The organism is Cupriavidus sp. NPDC089707 (assembly GCF_044748965.1).
Lineage (GTDB): Bacteria > Pseudomonadota > Gammaproteobacteria > Burkholderiales > Burkholderiaceae > Cupriavidus.
Map to the genome: position 1 here is coordinate 51,961 of NZ_JBIVHB010000012.1, position 15,276 is coordinate 67,236.

Annotated in this window: 12 protein-coding genes, 1 tRNA gene and 1 pseudogene; 7 read left to right on the forward strand and 7 right to left on the reverse strand. The window is 66.5% G+C overall.

Annotation, left to right across the window (positions count from 1 at the left end; translation table 11 throughout):
• Nucleotides 1-2 precede the first annotated feature (2 nt).
• From ACIP1U_RS19665 to ACIP1U_RS19675, 3 genes are all read right to left on the reverse strand, one after another.
• Nucleotides 3-890 (reverse strand): ABC transporter permease, encoded by an 888-nt coding sequence (locus tag ACIP1U_RS19665; RefSeq protein WP_400318139.1) that lies wholly within the window; start codon nt 888-890, stop codon nt 3-5.
• Nucleotides 891-906: 16 nt separating this feature from the next.
• Nucleotides 907-1,857, reverse strand: coding sequence for an ABC transporter permease (locus tag ACIP1U_RS19670; protein ID WP_400318141.1), 951 nt, complete (start codon nt 1,855-1,857; stop codon nt 907-909).
• A gap of 87 nt (nt 1,858-1,944) precedes the next feature.
• The gene (locus ACIP1U_RS19675) at nt 1,945-3,567 is read right to left on the reverse strand and encodes an ABC transporter substrate-binding protein (RefSeq protein ID WP_400318458.1); all 1,623 of its coding nucleotides are present in this window, start codon (nt 3,565-3,567) and stop codon (nt 1,945-1,947) included.
• Nucleotides 3,568-3,816: 249 nt separating this feature from the next.
• Here ACIP1U_RS19675 and ACIP1U_RS19680 point away from each other — a divergent pair, with 249 nt between their 5' ends.
• On the forward strand, nt 3,817-5,064 hold the full coding sequence (locus ACIP1U_RS19680) for a Zn-dependent hydrolase (RefSeq protein WP_400318144.1): 1,248 nt from the start codon (nt 3,817-3,819) through the stop codon (nt 5,062-5,064).
• A gap of 52 nt (nt 5,065-5,116) precedes the next feature.
• Here ACIP1U_RS19680 and ACIP1U_RS19685 read toward each other — a convergent pair whose 3' ends face one another.
• The 3 genes from ACIP1U_RS19685 to ACIP1U_RS19695 form a co-directional block, all read right to left on the reverse strand.
• Complete coding sequence (locus tag ACIP1U_RS19685; RefSeq protein ID WP_400318147.1) at nt 5,117-5,473, reverse strand: hypothetical protein; 357 nt, start codon at nt 5,471-5,473, stop codon at nt 5,117-5,119.
• A 160-nt stretch (nt 5,474-5,633) separates the two neighbouring features.
• Nucleotides 5,634-6,440: an IclR family transcriptional regulator gene (locus ACIP1U_RS19690; protein WP_400318150.1), complete on the reverse strand. Its 807-nt coding sequence runs from the start codon at nt 6,438-6,440 to the stop codon at nt 5,634-5,636.
• Between the two features lie 245 nt (nt 6,441-6,685).
• A tRNA-Leu gene (locus ACIP1U_RS19695) sits at nt 6,686-6,772 on the reverse strand.
• A gap of 261 nt (nt 6,773-7,033) precedes the next feature.
• On the opposite strand from ACIP1U_RS19695, the gene ACIP1U_RS19700 reads away from it, so the two are divergent.
• Entirely contained in the window at nt 7,034-7,405 is a 372-nt protein-coding gene (locus ACIP1U_RS19700; protein ID WP_400318153.1) for a VanZ family protein, read from the forward strand.
• A gap of 23 nt (nt 7,406-7,428) precedes the next feature.
• On the opposite strand, the gene ACIP1U_RS19705 is transcribed toward ACIP1U_RS19700, so the two are convergent.
• Nucleotides 7,429-8,286, reverse strand: coding sequence for a 23S rRNA (adenine(2030)-N(6))-methyltransferase RlmJ (locus ACIP1U_RS19705; RefSeq protein WP_400318156.1), 858 nt, complete (start codon nt 8,284-8,286; stop codon nt 7,429-7,431).
• 142 nt (nt 8,287-8,428) lie between these two features.
• Between ACIP1U_RS19705 and mnmC the strand changes: the two genes are divergently transcribed.
• The 5 genes and pseudogenes from mnmC to ACIP1U_RS19730 form a co-directional block, all read left to right on the forward strand.
• On the forward strand, nt 8,429-10,402 hold the full coding sequence (gene mnmC / locus ACIP1U_RS19710) for a bifunctional tRNA (5-methylaminomethyl-2-thiouridine)(34)-methyltransferase MnmD/FAD-dependent 5-carboxymethylaminomethyl-2-thiouridine(34) oxidoreductase MnmC (RefSeq protein WP_400318159.1): 1,974 nt from the start codon (nt 8,429-8,431) through the stop codon (nt 10,400-10,402).
• A gap of 211 nt (nt 10,403-10,613) precedes the next feature.
• Nucleotides 10,614-11,972 carry a trigger factor gene (gene tig / locus ACIP1U_RS19715; protein WP_400318162.1) on the forward strand — a complete coding sequence of 453 codons (1,359 nt, stop codon included), beginning with the start codon at nt 10,614-10,616 and terminating at the stop codon, nt 11,970-11,972.
• A 120-nt stretch (nt 11,973-12,092) separates the two neighbouring features.
• Entirely contained in the window at nt 12,093-12,743 is a 651-nt protein-coding gene (gene clpP / locus ACIP1U_RS19720) for an ATP-dependent Clp endopeptidase proteolytic subunit ClpP (RefSeq protein ID WP_400318165.1), read from the forward strand.
• Between the two features lie 270 nt (nt 12,744-13,013).
• Nucleotides 13,014-14,291 carry an ATP-dependent Clp protease ATP-binding subunit ClpX gene (clpX, locus tag ACIP1U_RS19725; protein WP_116321012.1) on the forward strand — a complete coding sequence of 426 codons (1,278 nt, stop codon included), beginning with the start codon at nt 13,014-13,016 and terminating at the stop codon, nt 14,289-14,291.
• A gap of 354 nt (nt 14,292-14,645) precedes the next feature.
• Nucleotides 14,646-15,276, forward strand: a pseudogene (locus ACIP1U_RS19730) (LON peptidase substrate-binding domain-containing protein); the annotation flags it as partial.

Genomic DNA, 15,276 nt, shown 5'->3' on the forward strand with positions numbered 1-15,276 from the left:
GTTCAGTCCTTGATTTCCATGGCCGAGCGGATGCCGTCGGCCAGCAGGTTGAACGAGACCGAGGTCAGGAAGATCATCGCGCCGGGCAGCGCGGCCACCCACGGTTGGGTGTAGATCGCGGTGCGCAGCGTGTTGAGCATCAGGCCCCACTCGGGCTCGGGCGGCTTCACGCCAAGGCCGAGGAAGGACAGCCCGGAGGCCAGGATCATCGACACCGAGATCAGGCTGGTGGCATAGACGAAGATCGGCCCCAGCACGTTGTTGAGCACGTGCGCGCGCACGATCGCCAGCGACGAGGCGCCCGAGGCACGCGCCGCGTCGACGAACTCGCGGTTGCGTACCTGCGTGGTCACGCTTTCCGCCACGCGCACGATCTGCGGGATGAAGACGATGGTCAGCGACAGCAGCGCGTTGCCCACGCCGGCGCCCAGCGTGCCGGACAGCGCGATCGCCAGCAGCACCGACGGGAAGGCATAGAGGATGTCGGTGACGCGCATGATCACGGTGTTGGTCCAGCCGCCGGCATAGCCGGCGACGATGCCGAGCCCGCTGCCGATGACAAAGGCCAGCAGCACCGGCGTGATGCCCATGAACAGCGACAGCCTTGCGCCCAGCATCAGGCGCGACAGCATGTCGCGGCCCAGTTCATCGGTACCGAGCGGGAAATGCTCGGTGCCGATGGGCTTCAGGCGCTTGAGGATGGACGAGGCATACGGGTCGGCCGGCATCAGCATCGGCGCTAACAGCGCCATCAGCACCAGCGCCAGCAGTACCAGCGCGGCCAGCATGGCGAGCTTGTTGCGCAACAGGCGGCGGCCCACCGTGGCCCAGTAGCCCGGCGAGCGCTGCACCGCCGGCGCGGCTTGCGTGTGGTCTAGCGTCATTTGCATGGCGGTCTCCCTCGCGCTAGCTGCGCTGGATGCGCGGGTCGAACAGCGTCTGTAGCGTGTCGACCAGCAGGTTGAGCAGCACGAAGAACACCGCCAGCACGAGGATCGTGCCTTGCAGCAGCGGGAAGTCACGCTGGAAGATGGCGGAATTGAGCAGGAAGCCGGTGCCCGGCCACGAGAACACTGTCTCGATCAGGATGGAGCCGCCAAGCAGGTAGCCCAGCTGCAGGCCCATCACCGACAGCGCGGTCGGCGCGACGTTCTTCAGCACGTGGCGGAATACGGCCAGGTCCGAAAGCCCTCTTGCCCGCAGGCCGACGATGAACTCGTTGGACAGGATTTCCGCCACCAGCGCGCGCACGGTGCGCGCGACGATGCCCATCGGGATCACCGACATGGTCACCGCCGGCAGCAGCATGTACTGCATGTGCTCCCAGTCCCACGTCCAGTCGCCGGACCCGCCCGGGCCCGCGCCAGTGGCCGGCAGCCAGCCCAGCAGCACCGAGAACGCGATCACCAGCACCATGCCGAGCCAGTAGTGCGGGATGCTGACGCCCAGCACCGACAGCAGCGACGCGGTGCGGTCGGCGATCGAGTCGCGCAGGTAGCCCGCCACGAAGCCGAACAGGCAGCCGAAGCTGAAGCCGATCAGCGTGGCAATGGTCGCCAACCGCAGTGAATTGACCACGGCGTTGCCGACTTCAGCCATCACCGGGCGGCTGGTGGCGATCGAGGTGCCCAGGTCACCCTGCAGAGCGCGCCAGAGCCAGTGCGCGAATTGCTCCAGGAAAGGCTGGTCGAAGCCATAGAGCGCGGTGAGCTGGCGGCGCAGTTCTTCGGATGCATCGGGCGGCAGCACCGACACCAGCGGGTCGCCCGGCGCGATGTGGACCAGCGAGAAGCACAGCAGCGCCACCCCGAGCAGGATCGGGATGGCATAGAGGATGCGGCGGAACAGGTATTGCATGGCTGGCGGTATCCAGGCGAAGCAAGCTGCGGAGGAAGCTCCGTCATTCCCGCGCAGGCGGGAACGACGGTGCAGGCGGCAAGTGGATCAGTCCATCGACATCGTCGCGATGTCGATAAACCAGCTTTGTGGCTGCACCACGCCCTTGACCTTCTTCGAGATCGCGCGCGGGCCGACGTCATGCGCGATCAGCACGAATGGCGACTCCTCGACGATGCGTGCATGCAGCCTGGCCAGCGCCGCGTCGCGCGATTTCTCGTCGAACGAAGTGCGGGCGTCCTCGATCAGCTTGTCGAACTCGGCATTGCCGAAGTAGCCCCAGTTGTTGGAAACCGGCGGCTGCGTCTTCGTGCTGACGAAGCGCACCATTGCAAAGAACGGGTCCATCGCCGCGAAGCTGACGTTGATGGCGTTGGCGCCGTGTGCGCTGGCGTCCTTGGCGCCGACGCGCCAGTTGGTGAAGAGCGTGTTCCACTCGACCACGTCGAAATCGACGTCGATGAAGCATTCCTTCAGGTTCTGCTGCACGTATTCGTTCATCGGCAGCGGCTGCATCTGGCCGGAGCCCGACGCCGACACCTGCACCTTCACCTTGACCGGCTTGGCGGCCGAGTAGCCGGCCTCCTGCATCAGCTTGCGCGCGGCGGCCGGGTCGTGCTTGATATCGAACTTCGGATTGCCCCACCACGGGTTGCCGGCCTCGACGATGCCCTTGGCCTCGGCCATGTAGCCGCCCAGCAGCGTCTTCAGCCCGCCGCGGTTGACGCACAGGTTGGCGGCCTGGCGCACGCGCTTGTCCAGCCATGGCGAGCCGGGCGCAAACGACAGCTGCCACGGCCACATATGCGGCTGCGTGTTGGCATAGACCTGGAAGCCGCGGCTCTTGATCTGGGCGATGGCGTCGGGCGCGGGCGCCTCGATCCAGTCGACCTGGCCGGACAGCAGCGCGGCGGTGCGGGCGTTGGCCTCTGGCATCGGCACCATCACCACCTTGTCGATCTTCGGCACGCGCCTTGCGTCCCAGTATTGCGCATTGCGCACCACTTCCAGGCGCTCGCGCGGGATGAAGCGGCTCATCTTGAACGGGCCGGTGCCGGCGGCGTCGGCGGCGAAGGCGACCCACGCCTGCTTGGAGCGCTCCACCGGATCGGTGACCGAGGCCGGCACCGCGGCGAACTTCTTCTCCCACTGCGTGGGCGAGGCCATGAACAGGTTGGTCAGGTTGTAAGGCAGGAAGGAGTCCGGCTCGGACGTGACCAGTTCCACCGTGAGGTCGTCGATCTTCTTCGCCGAGCGCAGCGTCGGCATGCGCGACGCGGTCACCCCGACCTGGCTCGGGTCGAACTGCTTCGCGGCCTTGTCCAGGACCTTGCCGACGTTCCACACCACGGCGTCGGCGTTGAACGGGGTGCCGTCATGGAATTTGACGCCGGGGCGCAGCTTGAACACCCACCTGGTCTTGTCCTTGGCATCGACCTTCCATTCGCTGGCCAGGCCCGGGATCAGCAGGCTGGGGCCGTTGCCCTTGGACAGGTCCCATTGCGTCAGGCCGTCGTACATGGGGATGCCGGAGAAGCGGTTGCCTTCGAAGCCCTGGTCGGGCTGGCCCAGCGTGCGCGGGATATCGGCCGCGGTCATGCCGATGCGCAGCACCTTGTCGGCATGCGCGGCGCCCGGCATTGCGAGCAGCGTCAGCGCGGCGGCGCTCATCAGGGAAGCGGCGGACTTGAGGCCTTTCGCGAGAGGGGAGGGGACGTGGTGCACAGGCTTGCTCCTGGTTTGGCGTGAGGTCACGAGTGAAGGGACGCAGGTTGGCAAAGCAAGTCATGTGCCACTGCGGCGGCTGCGCCTGTGGCCGTGGCGCTGCTGTGTGCGATGGCCTGCTTCTTGCTGTTCTTGCTGATTCGCCGGCCGAGACCTCATCAATCGGCAAACTTCATCCCCCACCAACAAGCAGACATGGAACCGATTCAACTTCCCCGCATCAATGGCGCCCGCCTGTGGCAATCGCTGATGGACCTCGCCGCGATTGGCGCCACGCCCAAGGGCGGCGTGTGCCGCATCGCGCTGACCGACGCCGACCGCAAAGGGCGCGACCTGGTGGTGCAGTGGTGCCGCGAGGCCGGCCTCGACGTGCGCGTCGACGAGATCGGCAACGTGTTTGCACGGCGTGCCGGCACCGACCCGGCCGCGCCCGCCGTGGCCACCGGCAGCCATATCGACACGCAGCCGTCGGGCGGCAAGTTCGATGGCAACTTCGGCGTGATGGCGGGCCTGGAGGTCATGCGCACGCTCAATGACCTGGGCATCGCCACGCGCGCGCCGCTGGAGGTCGTGTTCTGGACCAATGAGGAAGGCACGCGCTTTACGCCGGTGATGATGGGCTCTGGCGTCTTCGCCGGCGAGTTCGATGCCGGCTTTGCGCGCGCGCAGACCGATCTCGATGGCGTCAGCGTGGGCGACGCGCTGCAGGCCATCGGCTACCGCGGCGCGCACCCGGCCGGCGACGTGCCGGGCGGCATGTTCGCGGCGTACTTCGAAGCGCATATCGAGCAGGGGCCGGTGCTGGAGGCAGCCGGGCTGCCGATCGGCGTGGTCACCGGCGCGCTCGGGCAGCAGTGGTACGACGTGACCGTGACCGGCATGGACGCGCACGCCGGCCCCACGCCGCTGGCGCTGCGCCACGACGCCATGCTGGCCGCCGCGCGCATGGTCGACGCGGTCAACCAGATCGCGCGCGACGAGGCGCCGCACGGGCGCGGCACCGTCGGCTACCTCCAGGTAACGCCGAACTCGCGCAACGTGATCCCGGGCCGCGTCGAATTTTCAGTGGATTTCCGCAACCTGTCGCAGGCCGGGCTCGATCGCATGGATGCGGCCATGCACGCTGCCTTCGAAGACATCGCCGCGGCCGGCGGCGTCGAGGTCGGGAGCCGCCAGGTGGTCAAGTTCGCGCCGTGCGAGTTCGCGCCTGCATGCGTCCACAGCGTGCGGCGCGCGGCGGCCATGCTTGGGCTGCCACACATGGACGTGGTCAGCGGCGCGGGCCACGACGCGGTCTACGTCGCGCGGCGCGCGCCGGCCGGCATGATCTTCGTGCCCTGCAAGGACGGCATCAGCCATAACGAACTGGAAGACGCGCTGCCCGAGCATATCGAGGCGGGCGCCAACGTGCTGCTGCAAGCCATGCTGGCGCACGCGCGCTAGCACGACAGGCAGCGCGCGGAAACTGCAGGGGCGGGCCGCCAGGCGTGCGCGCCTAGTTGCAGATCGTGCCGGGAACCGGCTTGCCGGAGTTGGTCAGGCCCTGGCAGGCGTCGCCGGTGGACAGGCTGGTGTCGGAGGCCGAAGCCGGCGACAGCTTGAGCTTGCCCGCCACCGTGCAGCAGCCGCGCGGCGGTGGAGGCACCGGTGTGCGCTTGGTGGCCGCTGCTGGCGCTGCCGGAGTCGGGCCGCCGGCTTCGGCCGTTTCTTCGGCATCGGGGAACACGCACTGCCCTTGCTGGCAGATCCGCTCCCCTTTGCACTGCATGTCATAAGAGCATCCGGCAGCCTGGGCGAGCGATGACCAGCCAGCGGCCATCGACGCTGCCAACAGCAAGGCAGAAACTTTCATATGCCCTCCGATAGGGCTGAGGTGAAGACTGGAGTGGCCGGCGAAGTGTGCAACACCGCTCCAACACCTTCAGCATAGATCGCGGTTAGGGGCTGCGAAAGCCGTTGGCACTCAGGTGTTCTACCACCTCCGCGAGGGCCGGCCGCGGCGGCGCCTGCGGTCAGTGAGCGATCGAGCGGGAGATCGCCCACGCGCATTCCTGCACCAGCGGCGCCAGTCTTTTCCTGGCATCGGCCATGGTCCAGCGGCTCGCCGGCGGCGACACGTGGACGGCGCCGACCGCCTGGCCCCGGCTGTTGACGATCGGCGCGGCCAGGCCCATGTCGCCGAGGAAAAGTTCCTCTTCGTTGCAGGCGTAGCCCACCTTGCGGCATTCCGCGACACGGGCCAGGATCGCCGCCACGTCGGTCAGCGTCGCCGGCGTCCGCGCGACGCGTTCGGATTGTTCCAGCATCTCCAGCACCTGCGCGTCAGGCAGCGTACTCAGGTAGGCGCGGCCGGAACTGGTGCAATACATAGGGATGCGCATGCCAACCGGTGTCAGTACGGGCATGTGCTTGGCGGTCATCAGCTGCGCCACGTAGACCATGTCCAGGCCGACCGGCTCGGTCAGGTTGGCGGTCTCGCCGCTGGCGGCGGCGAGTTGCGACAGGTAAGGACTGGCCACCGGGATCAGCGCATCGGCGGCGAGGTAGTTGTAGCCGATCTCCATGACCCTCGGCGTCAGCCGGAAACGGCGTGTCTGCGGATGCTTGTCGACGTAGCCCAACGCTACCAGCGTATGGATCGTGCGTTGGGCCGAACTCTTGGTCATGCCGGTCAGCGCGGCCAGTTCAGGCAGTGTCAGCGTGCGGTGGACGCCGTTGAAGGCGCGCAGGACTTCAAGGCCTTTTTCCAGCGACTGGTTGAAGAGCGGGTTGTCGCGGTCGAGGGTGGGCGCTGCGTTACGGCCGTGTTTGGCAGGCATGGGTGACGAGACTCTTGAGCTGGCGCTGCGGCAACACCGCGGCACCAGCGGCGGGCCCGCTGCACCACGATGGCAGCATATTGCACCAATATACGAACGTATCGAACATCGATACGACAACATAATAGCCGTCGAAGGACAGGTGCGAAAGCCGGCACGGCGATCCGCGATGCCAAAGGGTTCTATTATTTCTATTACTTCTGTTACGACTGGGGATGTGTTGGCACCGCCACAGGAAGGGCGGATGGTGCGAGGGAGGGGACTCGAACCCCTACACCATTGCTGGCGTCAGGACCTAAACCTGGTGCGTCTACCAATTTCGCCACCCTCGCGGTCCTTGCGGCGCAGCCCGGACGGGCGGCCGCGATGCTCGTTGCCTGTGCGGGACACGAAAGCAAAAAAGGCGGCTGGAACTGCCCGCCTTTCATCGGTCCACTTCTGCCGGCGCCTGCCGTGGCAGGCTGTGCGCCTGCAGCGCAACGAGGCTGCGGATTGTAGCGCAAGGCGCGGGGGGAATCCAGCCCTGCCGGCCAGCGAGATATATTGTCGGCATTGCCAACGCGTGCCGCATGGGGCGGCGCGCTCCTCGTCCCATGCCCCCTGGTCAGACTTCCTCCCTGAAGGCGCCGCCATGGCGCCTGCTGTTCTGGGCTTGCGCCGCCGCCGTGCTGGCCCTGTCGCTGATGCCGCCGTCCCAGCCACTGCCGACAACCGGCTGGGACAAGAGCAATCACCTGCTGGCTTTCGGTGTGCTGGCGCTGCTGGGGCGGCGCGCGTTTGCCGGCCACTGGCTTGCCTTGCTGGTGGCGCTGGCCGCCTATGGCGGCGTCATCGAACTGCTGCAGGGCATGACCGCATACCGCGAGGCCGACTGGCTCGACCTGGTGGCGGACACCTGTGGGGTGCTGGCCGGCGTGGCGCTGGACTGGCTGTGGCGCGGCCGTGGCCGGCGTTTGCCGCGCTAGCCCGCGCGGCGGCGCCTGGCGCTCTACCGCTCTTCGGCTTCCAGCGTGAACTTAGCGCCATCGTCCTGGCCGAGCAGGTCGACCAGCAGCGGCATTGCCTCCTGCAGCATTTCCTTCAGCCGCCACGGCGGGTTGACGATGAACATGCCGCTGCCGTGCAAGCCCAGGCCGCCTTCAACCGGATTCCTAACGGTCAGCGTCACGTGCAGCCAGCTCTTCAGCGGCAGGGCCTTCAGTTGCACCGGCAGTTGCAGCGATTCGCGCCGCTGCACCTGCGGGTACCAGACCGCGTAGACGCCCGTGGCGAAGCGCTCCAGGCCATCGCGCACGGTCTGCACGGTGCGGGCGTAGTCCTGCTTGTCTTCATAGGACGGGTCCACCAGCACCAGCGCGCGCCGCGGCGGCGGGGGCAGGATCGCCTTGATGCCGCCGAAGCCGTCGCCGTCGTACAGCATCACGCGGCGGCCGGCCCCGCGGAAGTTGTCGCGCAGCACCTGGATCTCGGTGCTGTGCAGCTCGAACAGGCGCAGCCGGTCTTGCTCGCGCAGCATCTGCCAGGCCAGCCATGGCGAACCGGGGTAGTGGCGCAGGCTGCCGTCCTGGTTCAGCGCCCGGACCTGGTCCAGGTATTCGTCCAGCAGCGGCGGCAGCGCGGTACCGCTGGCGGCGGCCTGCCAGAGGGGAGAAATGCCGGTCTCGAACTCCGCCTTCTTCTGTGCCCACTCGTGCTCGAGCGCGTAGAGGCCGGCGCCGGCGTGGGTGTCGATGTACCAGAACGCCTTGTCCTTCTGCGTGAGGTGCTCTAGCAACTGCACGACGACGGCATGTTTGAGGACATCGGCATGGTTGCCGGCATGGAAGGCGTGACGATAGCTGAGCATGGCGAAGCAGGGCGCCTCTGAGGCGCAAGATCGGGAGCAGGGCGGCGTGGCCACTGCGGGGAAGGCCGCTATGCTACCATCCGCGGCGAGTCGCACCTCCCCATGTCCGGCACCTCCGCCCGGGCCCAAGTATCCGAATCCCATGCCGCGCGCACTCGAGCCCGCCGAGCCCATCCTGTCTGCCGAAGGCACCCCGTATTCCCCCCGCTACGACGACGTCTACCACAGCACCGAAGGCGGGCTGGCGCAGGCCGCCCATGTCTTCCTGGGCGGCAACGGCCTGCCGCTGGCGTGGGCCGGCCAGCGCCAGTTCGTTATCGTCGAGACCGGCTTCGGCCAGGGACTGAATTTCCTGGCGACCTGGCAGGCGTGGCGCGACGATCCCCGGCGCTGCGGCACGCTGCATTTCGTCTCGATCGAGAAGCATCCCTTCACGCGCGAGGGCCTGGCCCGGCTGCACGCCGGCCTGGACGGCCTGGGGCCGTTGGTGCAGGCGCTCCAGGCGCAATGGCCCGATGCCTTGCCGGGCCTGCACCGGTTGGCCTTTGACGGCGGCCGGGTGGTGCTGACGCTCGCGCTGGGCGATGCCGGCCAGCTTCTGCCGAAGCTGGCAGTAGGGGCGGATGCCTTTTACCTGGACGGTTTTTCGCCGGCGCGCAACGCGGAAATGTGGTCGCCGCCGGTGTTCCGCGGACTGGCGCGGCTGGCCCGGCCGGGCGCGACGCTGGCCACCTACACCGCCGCCGGGTTCGTCCGGCGCGGGCTGAAGGAAGTCGGGTTTGACGTCAGCAAGGCACAGGGCTTTGGCGGCAAGCGCGACATGACGGTCGGGCGCTTCCGGCCGCTGTGGAAGTCGCGCCGCCATGCGCCGCCGCTGGCGACGCAATGGGCCGAGCGGCATGCCATCGTGATCGGTGCCGGCCTGGCAGGCTGCGCCGTGACCGAGCGCCTGGCGGCGCGCGGCTGGCGCATTACGCTGTTCGATGCCCATGACGGCCCGGCGCGGCAGACCTCGGCGCATCGCGCGGCGGCCATGCATGCCCACTTGTCAGCCGACGACAGCCTGCTGTCGCGCCTTTCGCGCGCCGGCAACCAGTACGCACTGCGAGCCTGGGCGGCGCTGCGCGACGCCGGGTACCCGACCGACTGGCACGGCTGCGGCGTGCTGCAGATTGGCGAGGACGAAGCCGAGGGCGAGGCGCAGCGCGCGGCGCTCGCGGCCATGGGCCTGCCGGAATCGTTCGTGCGCTGGATGAGCGCCGAGGAGGCGGCATGCGCCCACCGGGCGGGCGTGGCGCGAGGGGGGCTGTGGTTCCCGGCCGGCGGCTGGGTTGCGCCCCCCGATGTCTGCATGGCGCAGCTGGCGCGTGCGGCCGATGCCGTCACCGCGCGCTTTGGTTGCCGCGTGGCAAGCATCGCGCGCGACGAAGACCAGTGGCACGCGCTGGGTGCTGACGGCGCCGTGCTGGCGTCGGCACCGGTGCTGGTGCTGGCCAATGCGCACGAAGCCCAGCAACTGCTGCCGCAGCAGCACTGGACCATGCGGCGCGTGCGCGGCCAGCTCACCACGCTGCCGGCTGCGCAGGTCGATGCGATCGGCGGCTGGCCGGACTGCGTGGTCACGGGCGCCGGCTACTTGCTGCCGCGTGCCGCGGACGGCACGGGCCGCGTCGGCTCCAGCTACGACCCCGACGAAGGGCCGCTGGCCGAGTGTCCGGACGTGCATGCCGCCAACCTCGCACGTCTGGCCGGCCTGCTGCCGCGGCAGGCCGGCGCGGTGGCCGGCATCGCCCCCACAGCGCTGACCGGCTACGTTGGCGTGCGCACGGTCACGCACAACCGGCTGCCTCTGATCGGGCAGGTCGCTGACGAAGCCGCGGCACGTGCGCACGCTGAATCGTTGCGCGGCGCGCACCTGCGCGACCTGCCGCGTGTACCCGGCCTGTACGCAGCCCTTGCCTACGCGTCGCGCGGCCTCACATGGGCTGCACTGGGGGCCGAGCTGCTGGCCAGCCAGATCGAAGGCGAGCCGTTGCCGCTTGAGGCTGACCTGGCTGATGCCATCGATCCGGCACGCCAGCTGCTGCGCGCGCTGCGCCACGGCCAGGCGGGATAGCGGCGAAGGTGCCGGATCGTGGTTCCGTGCCTGCTTCAGGGTAAAAACGCCGGAACCGAACCAAAATCGTGCGATAATCCCCGTTTTCCGTTTGCGCGGAGCCCTCCGTGCGCCGTCGCGCCGCGGCGGCCCCAGGCAGTGCTGCAAATGGCGCAGCGCAAGCGGCAAGCGCCTACGAACACAACTACATTTCTGGATTGGATCTACGACCATGTCGAACGTGATTGAGAACCTCGGCAAGCTGGACCGCAAGGTGACCCTGGCCATCCCCAAGGCCGAAGTGGAGAAGGAAAAGCAGGAGCGCCTGGTTCGCCTGTCGAAGACCGTGAAGATGTCGGGCTTCCGTCCGGGCAAGGTGCCGATGAAGATGGTCGAGAAGCAATACGGCCAGCAAGTCGAGTTCGAAGTGCGCTTCGACAAGGCCGCGCGCAAGTTCTTCGACATCACCAAGGAACAGGACGTCAAGGTTGCCGGCCAGCCCAAGTTCGAGATCAAGACCGAAGGTGTGGACGCGGACGAAGTCGCGTTCGATGCGACCTTCGAGGTGTACCCGGAAGTGAAGATCGGCGACCTGGCGGCTGCCGAAGTCACCCGTACCGGCACCGAGATCACCGACGCCGAAGTCGACAAGACCGTCGACATCCTGCGCAAGCAGCGCGTGCATTACCACACCCGCGGCGAAGCCGGCGAGCACGGCGACGGCGGTGCCGACGTCGCCGCCCAGAATGGCGACCGCGTGACGCTGGACTTCGTCGGCAAGATCGACGGTGAAGAGTTCGCTGGCGGCAAGGCCGAGGACTTCCCGTTCGTGCTGGGCGAAGGCCGCATGCTGCCCGAGTTCGAGCAGGCCGCGCTGGGCCTGAAGGTTGGCGAAAGCAAGACCTTCCCGCTGGCCTTCCCGGAGGACTACCACGGCAAGGAAGTGGCCGGCAAGACTGCCGAGTTCACCGTGACGCTGAAGAAGATCGAGTGGGCCCACCTGCCGGAAGTCAATGAAGCCTTCGCCAAGTCGCTGGGCATCGCCGACGGCAGCGTCGAGAAGATGCGCGCCGACATCCGCGAGAACCTGGAGCGTGAAGTCAAGCGCCGCACGCATTCGATGCTGAAGGACCAGGTCATGGAGGCCCTGCTGAAGGCGAGCGAGCTGGACGTGCCGAAGTCCCTGATCGAGCAGGACCAGGAGCGCCTGGTCGAGATGGCCCGCCGCGACCTGGAGCAGCGTGGCATGCCCAACGCCAAGGACATGCCGATCCCGGCCGAGATGTTCGCGCAGCAGGCAGAGCGCCGCGTCAAGCTGGGCTTGATCCTGGCCGAGATCGTCAAGGCCAACGGCCTGGAAGCCAAGGCCGACCAGATCAAGGCCGAGATCGAGGACTTCGCCAAGAGCTACGAAGACCCGAAGGAAGTGATGCGCTGGTACTACGGCGACCAGCAGCGCCTGGCTGAAATGGAAGCCTACGTGCTCGAAAACAACGTGGTAAATTTCGTGTGCGACAAGGCCAAGGTCACCGACAAGAAGGTGTCCTTCGAGGAACTCACCGCCGAAGGCAACCAGCAGCAAGCTGCCTGAGGCCGGGGATAAGCCGCAAGCCCGCTTTCTTCCGCGCCACGGCGCGGAGGCAAGCGAAAGCGGGCCGGTGCCCCGAGTGACTGATCGCCTTGCGATCCGACGAATCCATGGAGAACCTGCATGACCCGCAATGATTTGCTTGACCGTCTCGCCACCACGCAGGCTTCGGCACTGGACACCCAGGGCCTGGGGCTGGTGCCGATGGTCGTCGAGCAGTCCGGCCGGGGCGAGCGCGCCTATGACATCTATTCGCGCCTGCTGAAGGAGCGCGTGGTGTTCATGGTGGGCGAGGTCAACGACCAGACCGCCAACCTGGTGGTGGCACAGCTGCTGTTCCTGGAAAGCGAGAACCCCGACAAGGACGTGTCGCTCTACATCAACTCGCCGGGCGGTTCCGTCTCGGCGGGGCTGGCGATCTACGACACCATGCAGTTCATCAAGCCGGACGTGTCCACGCTGTGCATGGGCATGGCGGCGAGCATGGGCGCCTTCCTGCTGGCGGCCGGCGCCAAGGGCAAGCGTTTCGCGCTGCCCAACTCGCGCATCATGATCCACCAGCCGCTGGGCGGCGCGCGCGGCCAGGCCTCGGATATCGAGATCCAGGCGCGCGAGATCCTGTACCTGCGCGAGCGGCTGAACAGCATCCTGTCGGAAGTGACCGGCCAGCCGGTCGAGAAGATTGCACGCGATACCGATCGCGACAACTTCATGAGCGGTGATCAGGCGGTGGACTACGGCCTGGTGGACAAGGTCATCGCCCGCCGCGGCTGATGCCACGGGCCGCCGCGGCGCAATCCGCAACGGCGGCTATGCCGGTCTGCCGGGAAACCCGCATTGCGCGGGACGCCCTGGCGCGGCAGCATTGCCCAAATGGCGAAGGCTACACCGGAACGAGGCCTTGTGCCTCGTTTTTTGCTTTTGCCCCACAGCTGGGGGAGAGCGCCGGTGAGGCCAATTGTTTTGGCGTATGATGCGTTTAAAGCGTATCGCCGGGGAGCCTTTCGCCCCGCGGTGTGCGCAATGCAAAAGTGACTGATTCCTATGGCGGACAAAAAAGGTTCATCCAGCGAAAAGCTTCTCTATTGCTCCTTCTGCGGCAAGAGCCAGCATGAGGTCAAGAAGCTGATCGCGGGCCCCTCGGTGTTCATTTGCGACGAATGCATCGACCTGTGCAACGAGATCATTCGTGACGAAGCTACCGCAACCGAGAAAGACGCCGCCGCGGCCGCGCGCTCGGACCTGCCCACGCCCCACGAAATCCGCGAAAGCCTGGACCAGTATGTGATTGGCCAGGAACAGGCCAAGAAGATCCTGGCCGTCGCGGTGTACAACCACTACAAGCGACTGAAGCATCTCGGCAAGAAGGACGATGTCGAGCTGTCGAAGAGCAACATCCTGCTGATCGGGCCGACCGGCTCCGGCAAGACGCTGCTCGCGCAGACGCTGGCGCGCCTGCTCAACGTGCCGTTCGTGATCGCCGACGCGACCACACTGACCGAAGCCGGCTACGTGGGCGAGGACGTCGAGAACATCATTCAGAAGCTGCTGCAGAACTGCAACTACGAAGTCGAGAAGGCGCAGCGCGGCATCGTCTACATCGATGAGATCGACAAGATCTCGCGCAAGTCCGACAACCCGTCGATCACGCGCGACGTGTCTGGCGAGGGCGTGCAGCAGGCCCTGCTGAAGCTGATCGAGGGCACGATGGCCTCGGTGCCGCCGCAGGGTGGCCGCAAGCATCCGAACCAGGACTTCCTGCAGGTCGACACGACCAACATCCTGTTTATCTGCGGCGGCGCGTTCGACGGCCTGGAAAAGGTCATCATGCAGCGCTCGGACAAGACCGGCATCGGCTTCGCCGCGCAGGTCAAGAGCAAGGAGGAGCGCGAGGTCAGCGAAGTCCTGCCGCAGACCGAGCCGGAAGACCTGATCAAGTTCGGCCTGATCCCCGAACTGATCGGCCGCCTGCCGGTGGTTGCCACGCTGTCCAAGCTGGACGAAGCGGCGCTGATGCAGATCCTGGTCGAGCCCAAGAACGCACTGGTCAAGCAATACCAGAAGCTGCTGGCGATGGAAGGCGTCGAGCTGGAAATCCGCCCCGGTGCGCTGACTGCCATCGCGCGCAAGGCGATCCGCCGCAAGACCGGTGCCCGTGGTCTGCGTTCGATCCTGGAGCAATCGCTGATGGACGTCATGTATGACCTGCCGAATTACAAGGGCGTGCAAAAGGTGGTGATCGATGAAAATACGATCACCGGCGACGCGCCGCCGCTGCTGATGTACGAAGAGCAGCAGCCAAAAGTGGCGGGCTCCAACTGACGCGAGAGCTGCCAACGGTGGTAAGTGTTTGGAACCACACCGGCAGCCAGGCGAAAAAGCCGTTCGCGTAGAAGCGAGCGGCTTTTTTTGTTTATTTCCACCGACGAGAAGGAGGAAACGCGGGTATGCTGTTTCAGAGGGGCCTGCAAGTGCAGGAAGCGGCATCTTCCTGTCTTGGTGAATCGATTGGCACGTATCTTGTAATCGAATCAGGCGGCCCAATTTACGCCTTAAATGACTGACTTGGGGAAAATGATGTCCGGAACACAACTCCTCCCGGCCGAGCCGATTCGCCTCCCACTGTTGCCGCTGCGCGACGTGGTGGTGTTTCCGCACATGGTGATCCCGCTGTTCGTGGGACGCCCGAAGTCCATCAAGGCGCTTGAGACTGCGATGGAGGCGGGCAAGAGCATCATGCTCGTGGCCCAGAAGACGGCGGCCAAGGACGAGCCGACCGCCGACGACCTGTATGAGGTCGGCTGCATCGCCAATATCCTGCAAATGCTGAAACTGCCCGACGGTACCGTGAAGGTGCTGGTCGAGGGTACCCAGCGCGCGAATATCCGCGAGGTGAGCGAGGACGAATCGCACTTCATGTGCGAAGCCGTGCCCGTGCCGCCCGCACCTGGCGAAAGCGCCGAAACCGAGGCCCTGCGCCGCGCGATCGTGTCGCAGTTCGACCAGTACGTGAAGCTCAACAAGAAGATCCCGCCCGAGATCCTGACCTCGCTGTCGGGTATCGACGAGGCCGGCCGCCTGGCGGATACCATCGCCGCGCACCTGCCGATCAAGCTCGAGCAAAAGCAGAAGATCCTGGAGATGGTCAATGTGACCGAACGCCTGGAAAGCCTGCTGTCGCAGCTAGAGGGCGAGATCGACATCCTGCAGGTGGAAAAGCGCATCCGTGGCCGCGTCAAGCGCCAGATGGAGAAGAGCCAGCGCGAGTACTACCTGAACGAGCAGGTCAAGGCCATCCAGAAGGAAC

What these genes read in the sequence shown, in the direction of transcription:
- tig (WP_400318162.1), top strand. Translation starts at nt 10,614, where the DNA reads ATGTCGAACGTGATTGAGAACCTCGGCAAGCTGGACCGCAAGGTGACC.
- clpX (WP_116321012.1), top strand. Translation starts at nt 13,014, where the DNA reads ATGGCGGACAAAAAAGGTTCATCCAGCGAAAAGCTTCTCTATTGCTCC.
- ACIP1U_RS19700 (WP_400318153.1), top strand. Translation starts at nt 7,034, where the DNA reads ATGCCCCCTGGTCAGACTTCCTCCCTGAAGGCGCCGCCATGGCGCCTG.
- ACIP1U_RS19680 (WP_400318144.1), top strand. Translation starts at nt 3,817, where the DNA reads ATGGAACCGATTCAACTTCCCCGCATCAATGGCGCCCGCCTGTGGCAA.
- ACIP1U_RS19670 (WP_400318141.1), bottom strand. Translation starts at nt 1,857, where the DNA reads ATGCAATACCTGTTCCGCCGCATCCTCTATGCCATCCCGATCCTGCTC.
- ACIP1U_RS19665 (WP_400318139.1), bottom strand. Translation starts at nt 890, where the DNA reads ATGCAAATGACGCTAGACCACACGCAAGCCGCGCCGGCGGTGCAGCGC.
- mnmC (WP_400318159.1), top strand. Translation starts at nt 8,429, where the DNA reads ATGCCGCGCGCACTCGAGCCCGCCGAGCCCATCCTGTCTGCCGAAGGC.
- ACIP1U_RS19690 (WP_400318150.1), bottom strand. Translation starts at nt 6,440, where the DNA reads ATGCCTGCCAAACACGGCCGTAACGCAGCGCCCACCCTCGACCGCGAC.
- clpP (WP_400318165.1), top strand. Translation starts at nt 12,093, where the DNA reads ATGACCCGCAATGATTTGCTTGACCGTCTCGCCACCACGCAGGCTTCG.
- ACIP1U_RS19675 (WP_400318458.1), bottom strand. Translation starts at nt 3,567, where the DNA reads ATGAGCGCCGCCGCGCTGACGCTGCTCGCAATGCCGGGCGCCGCGCAT.
- ACIP1U_RS19705 (WP_400318156.1), bottom strand. Translation starts at nt 8,286, where the DNA reads ATGCTCAGCTATCGTCACGCCTTCCATGCCGGCAACCATGCCGATGTC.
- ACIP1U_RS19685 (WP_400318147.1), bottom strand. Translation starts at nt 5,473, where the DNA reads ATGAAAGTTTCTGCCTTGCTGTTGGCAGCGTCGATGGCCGCTGGCTGG.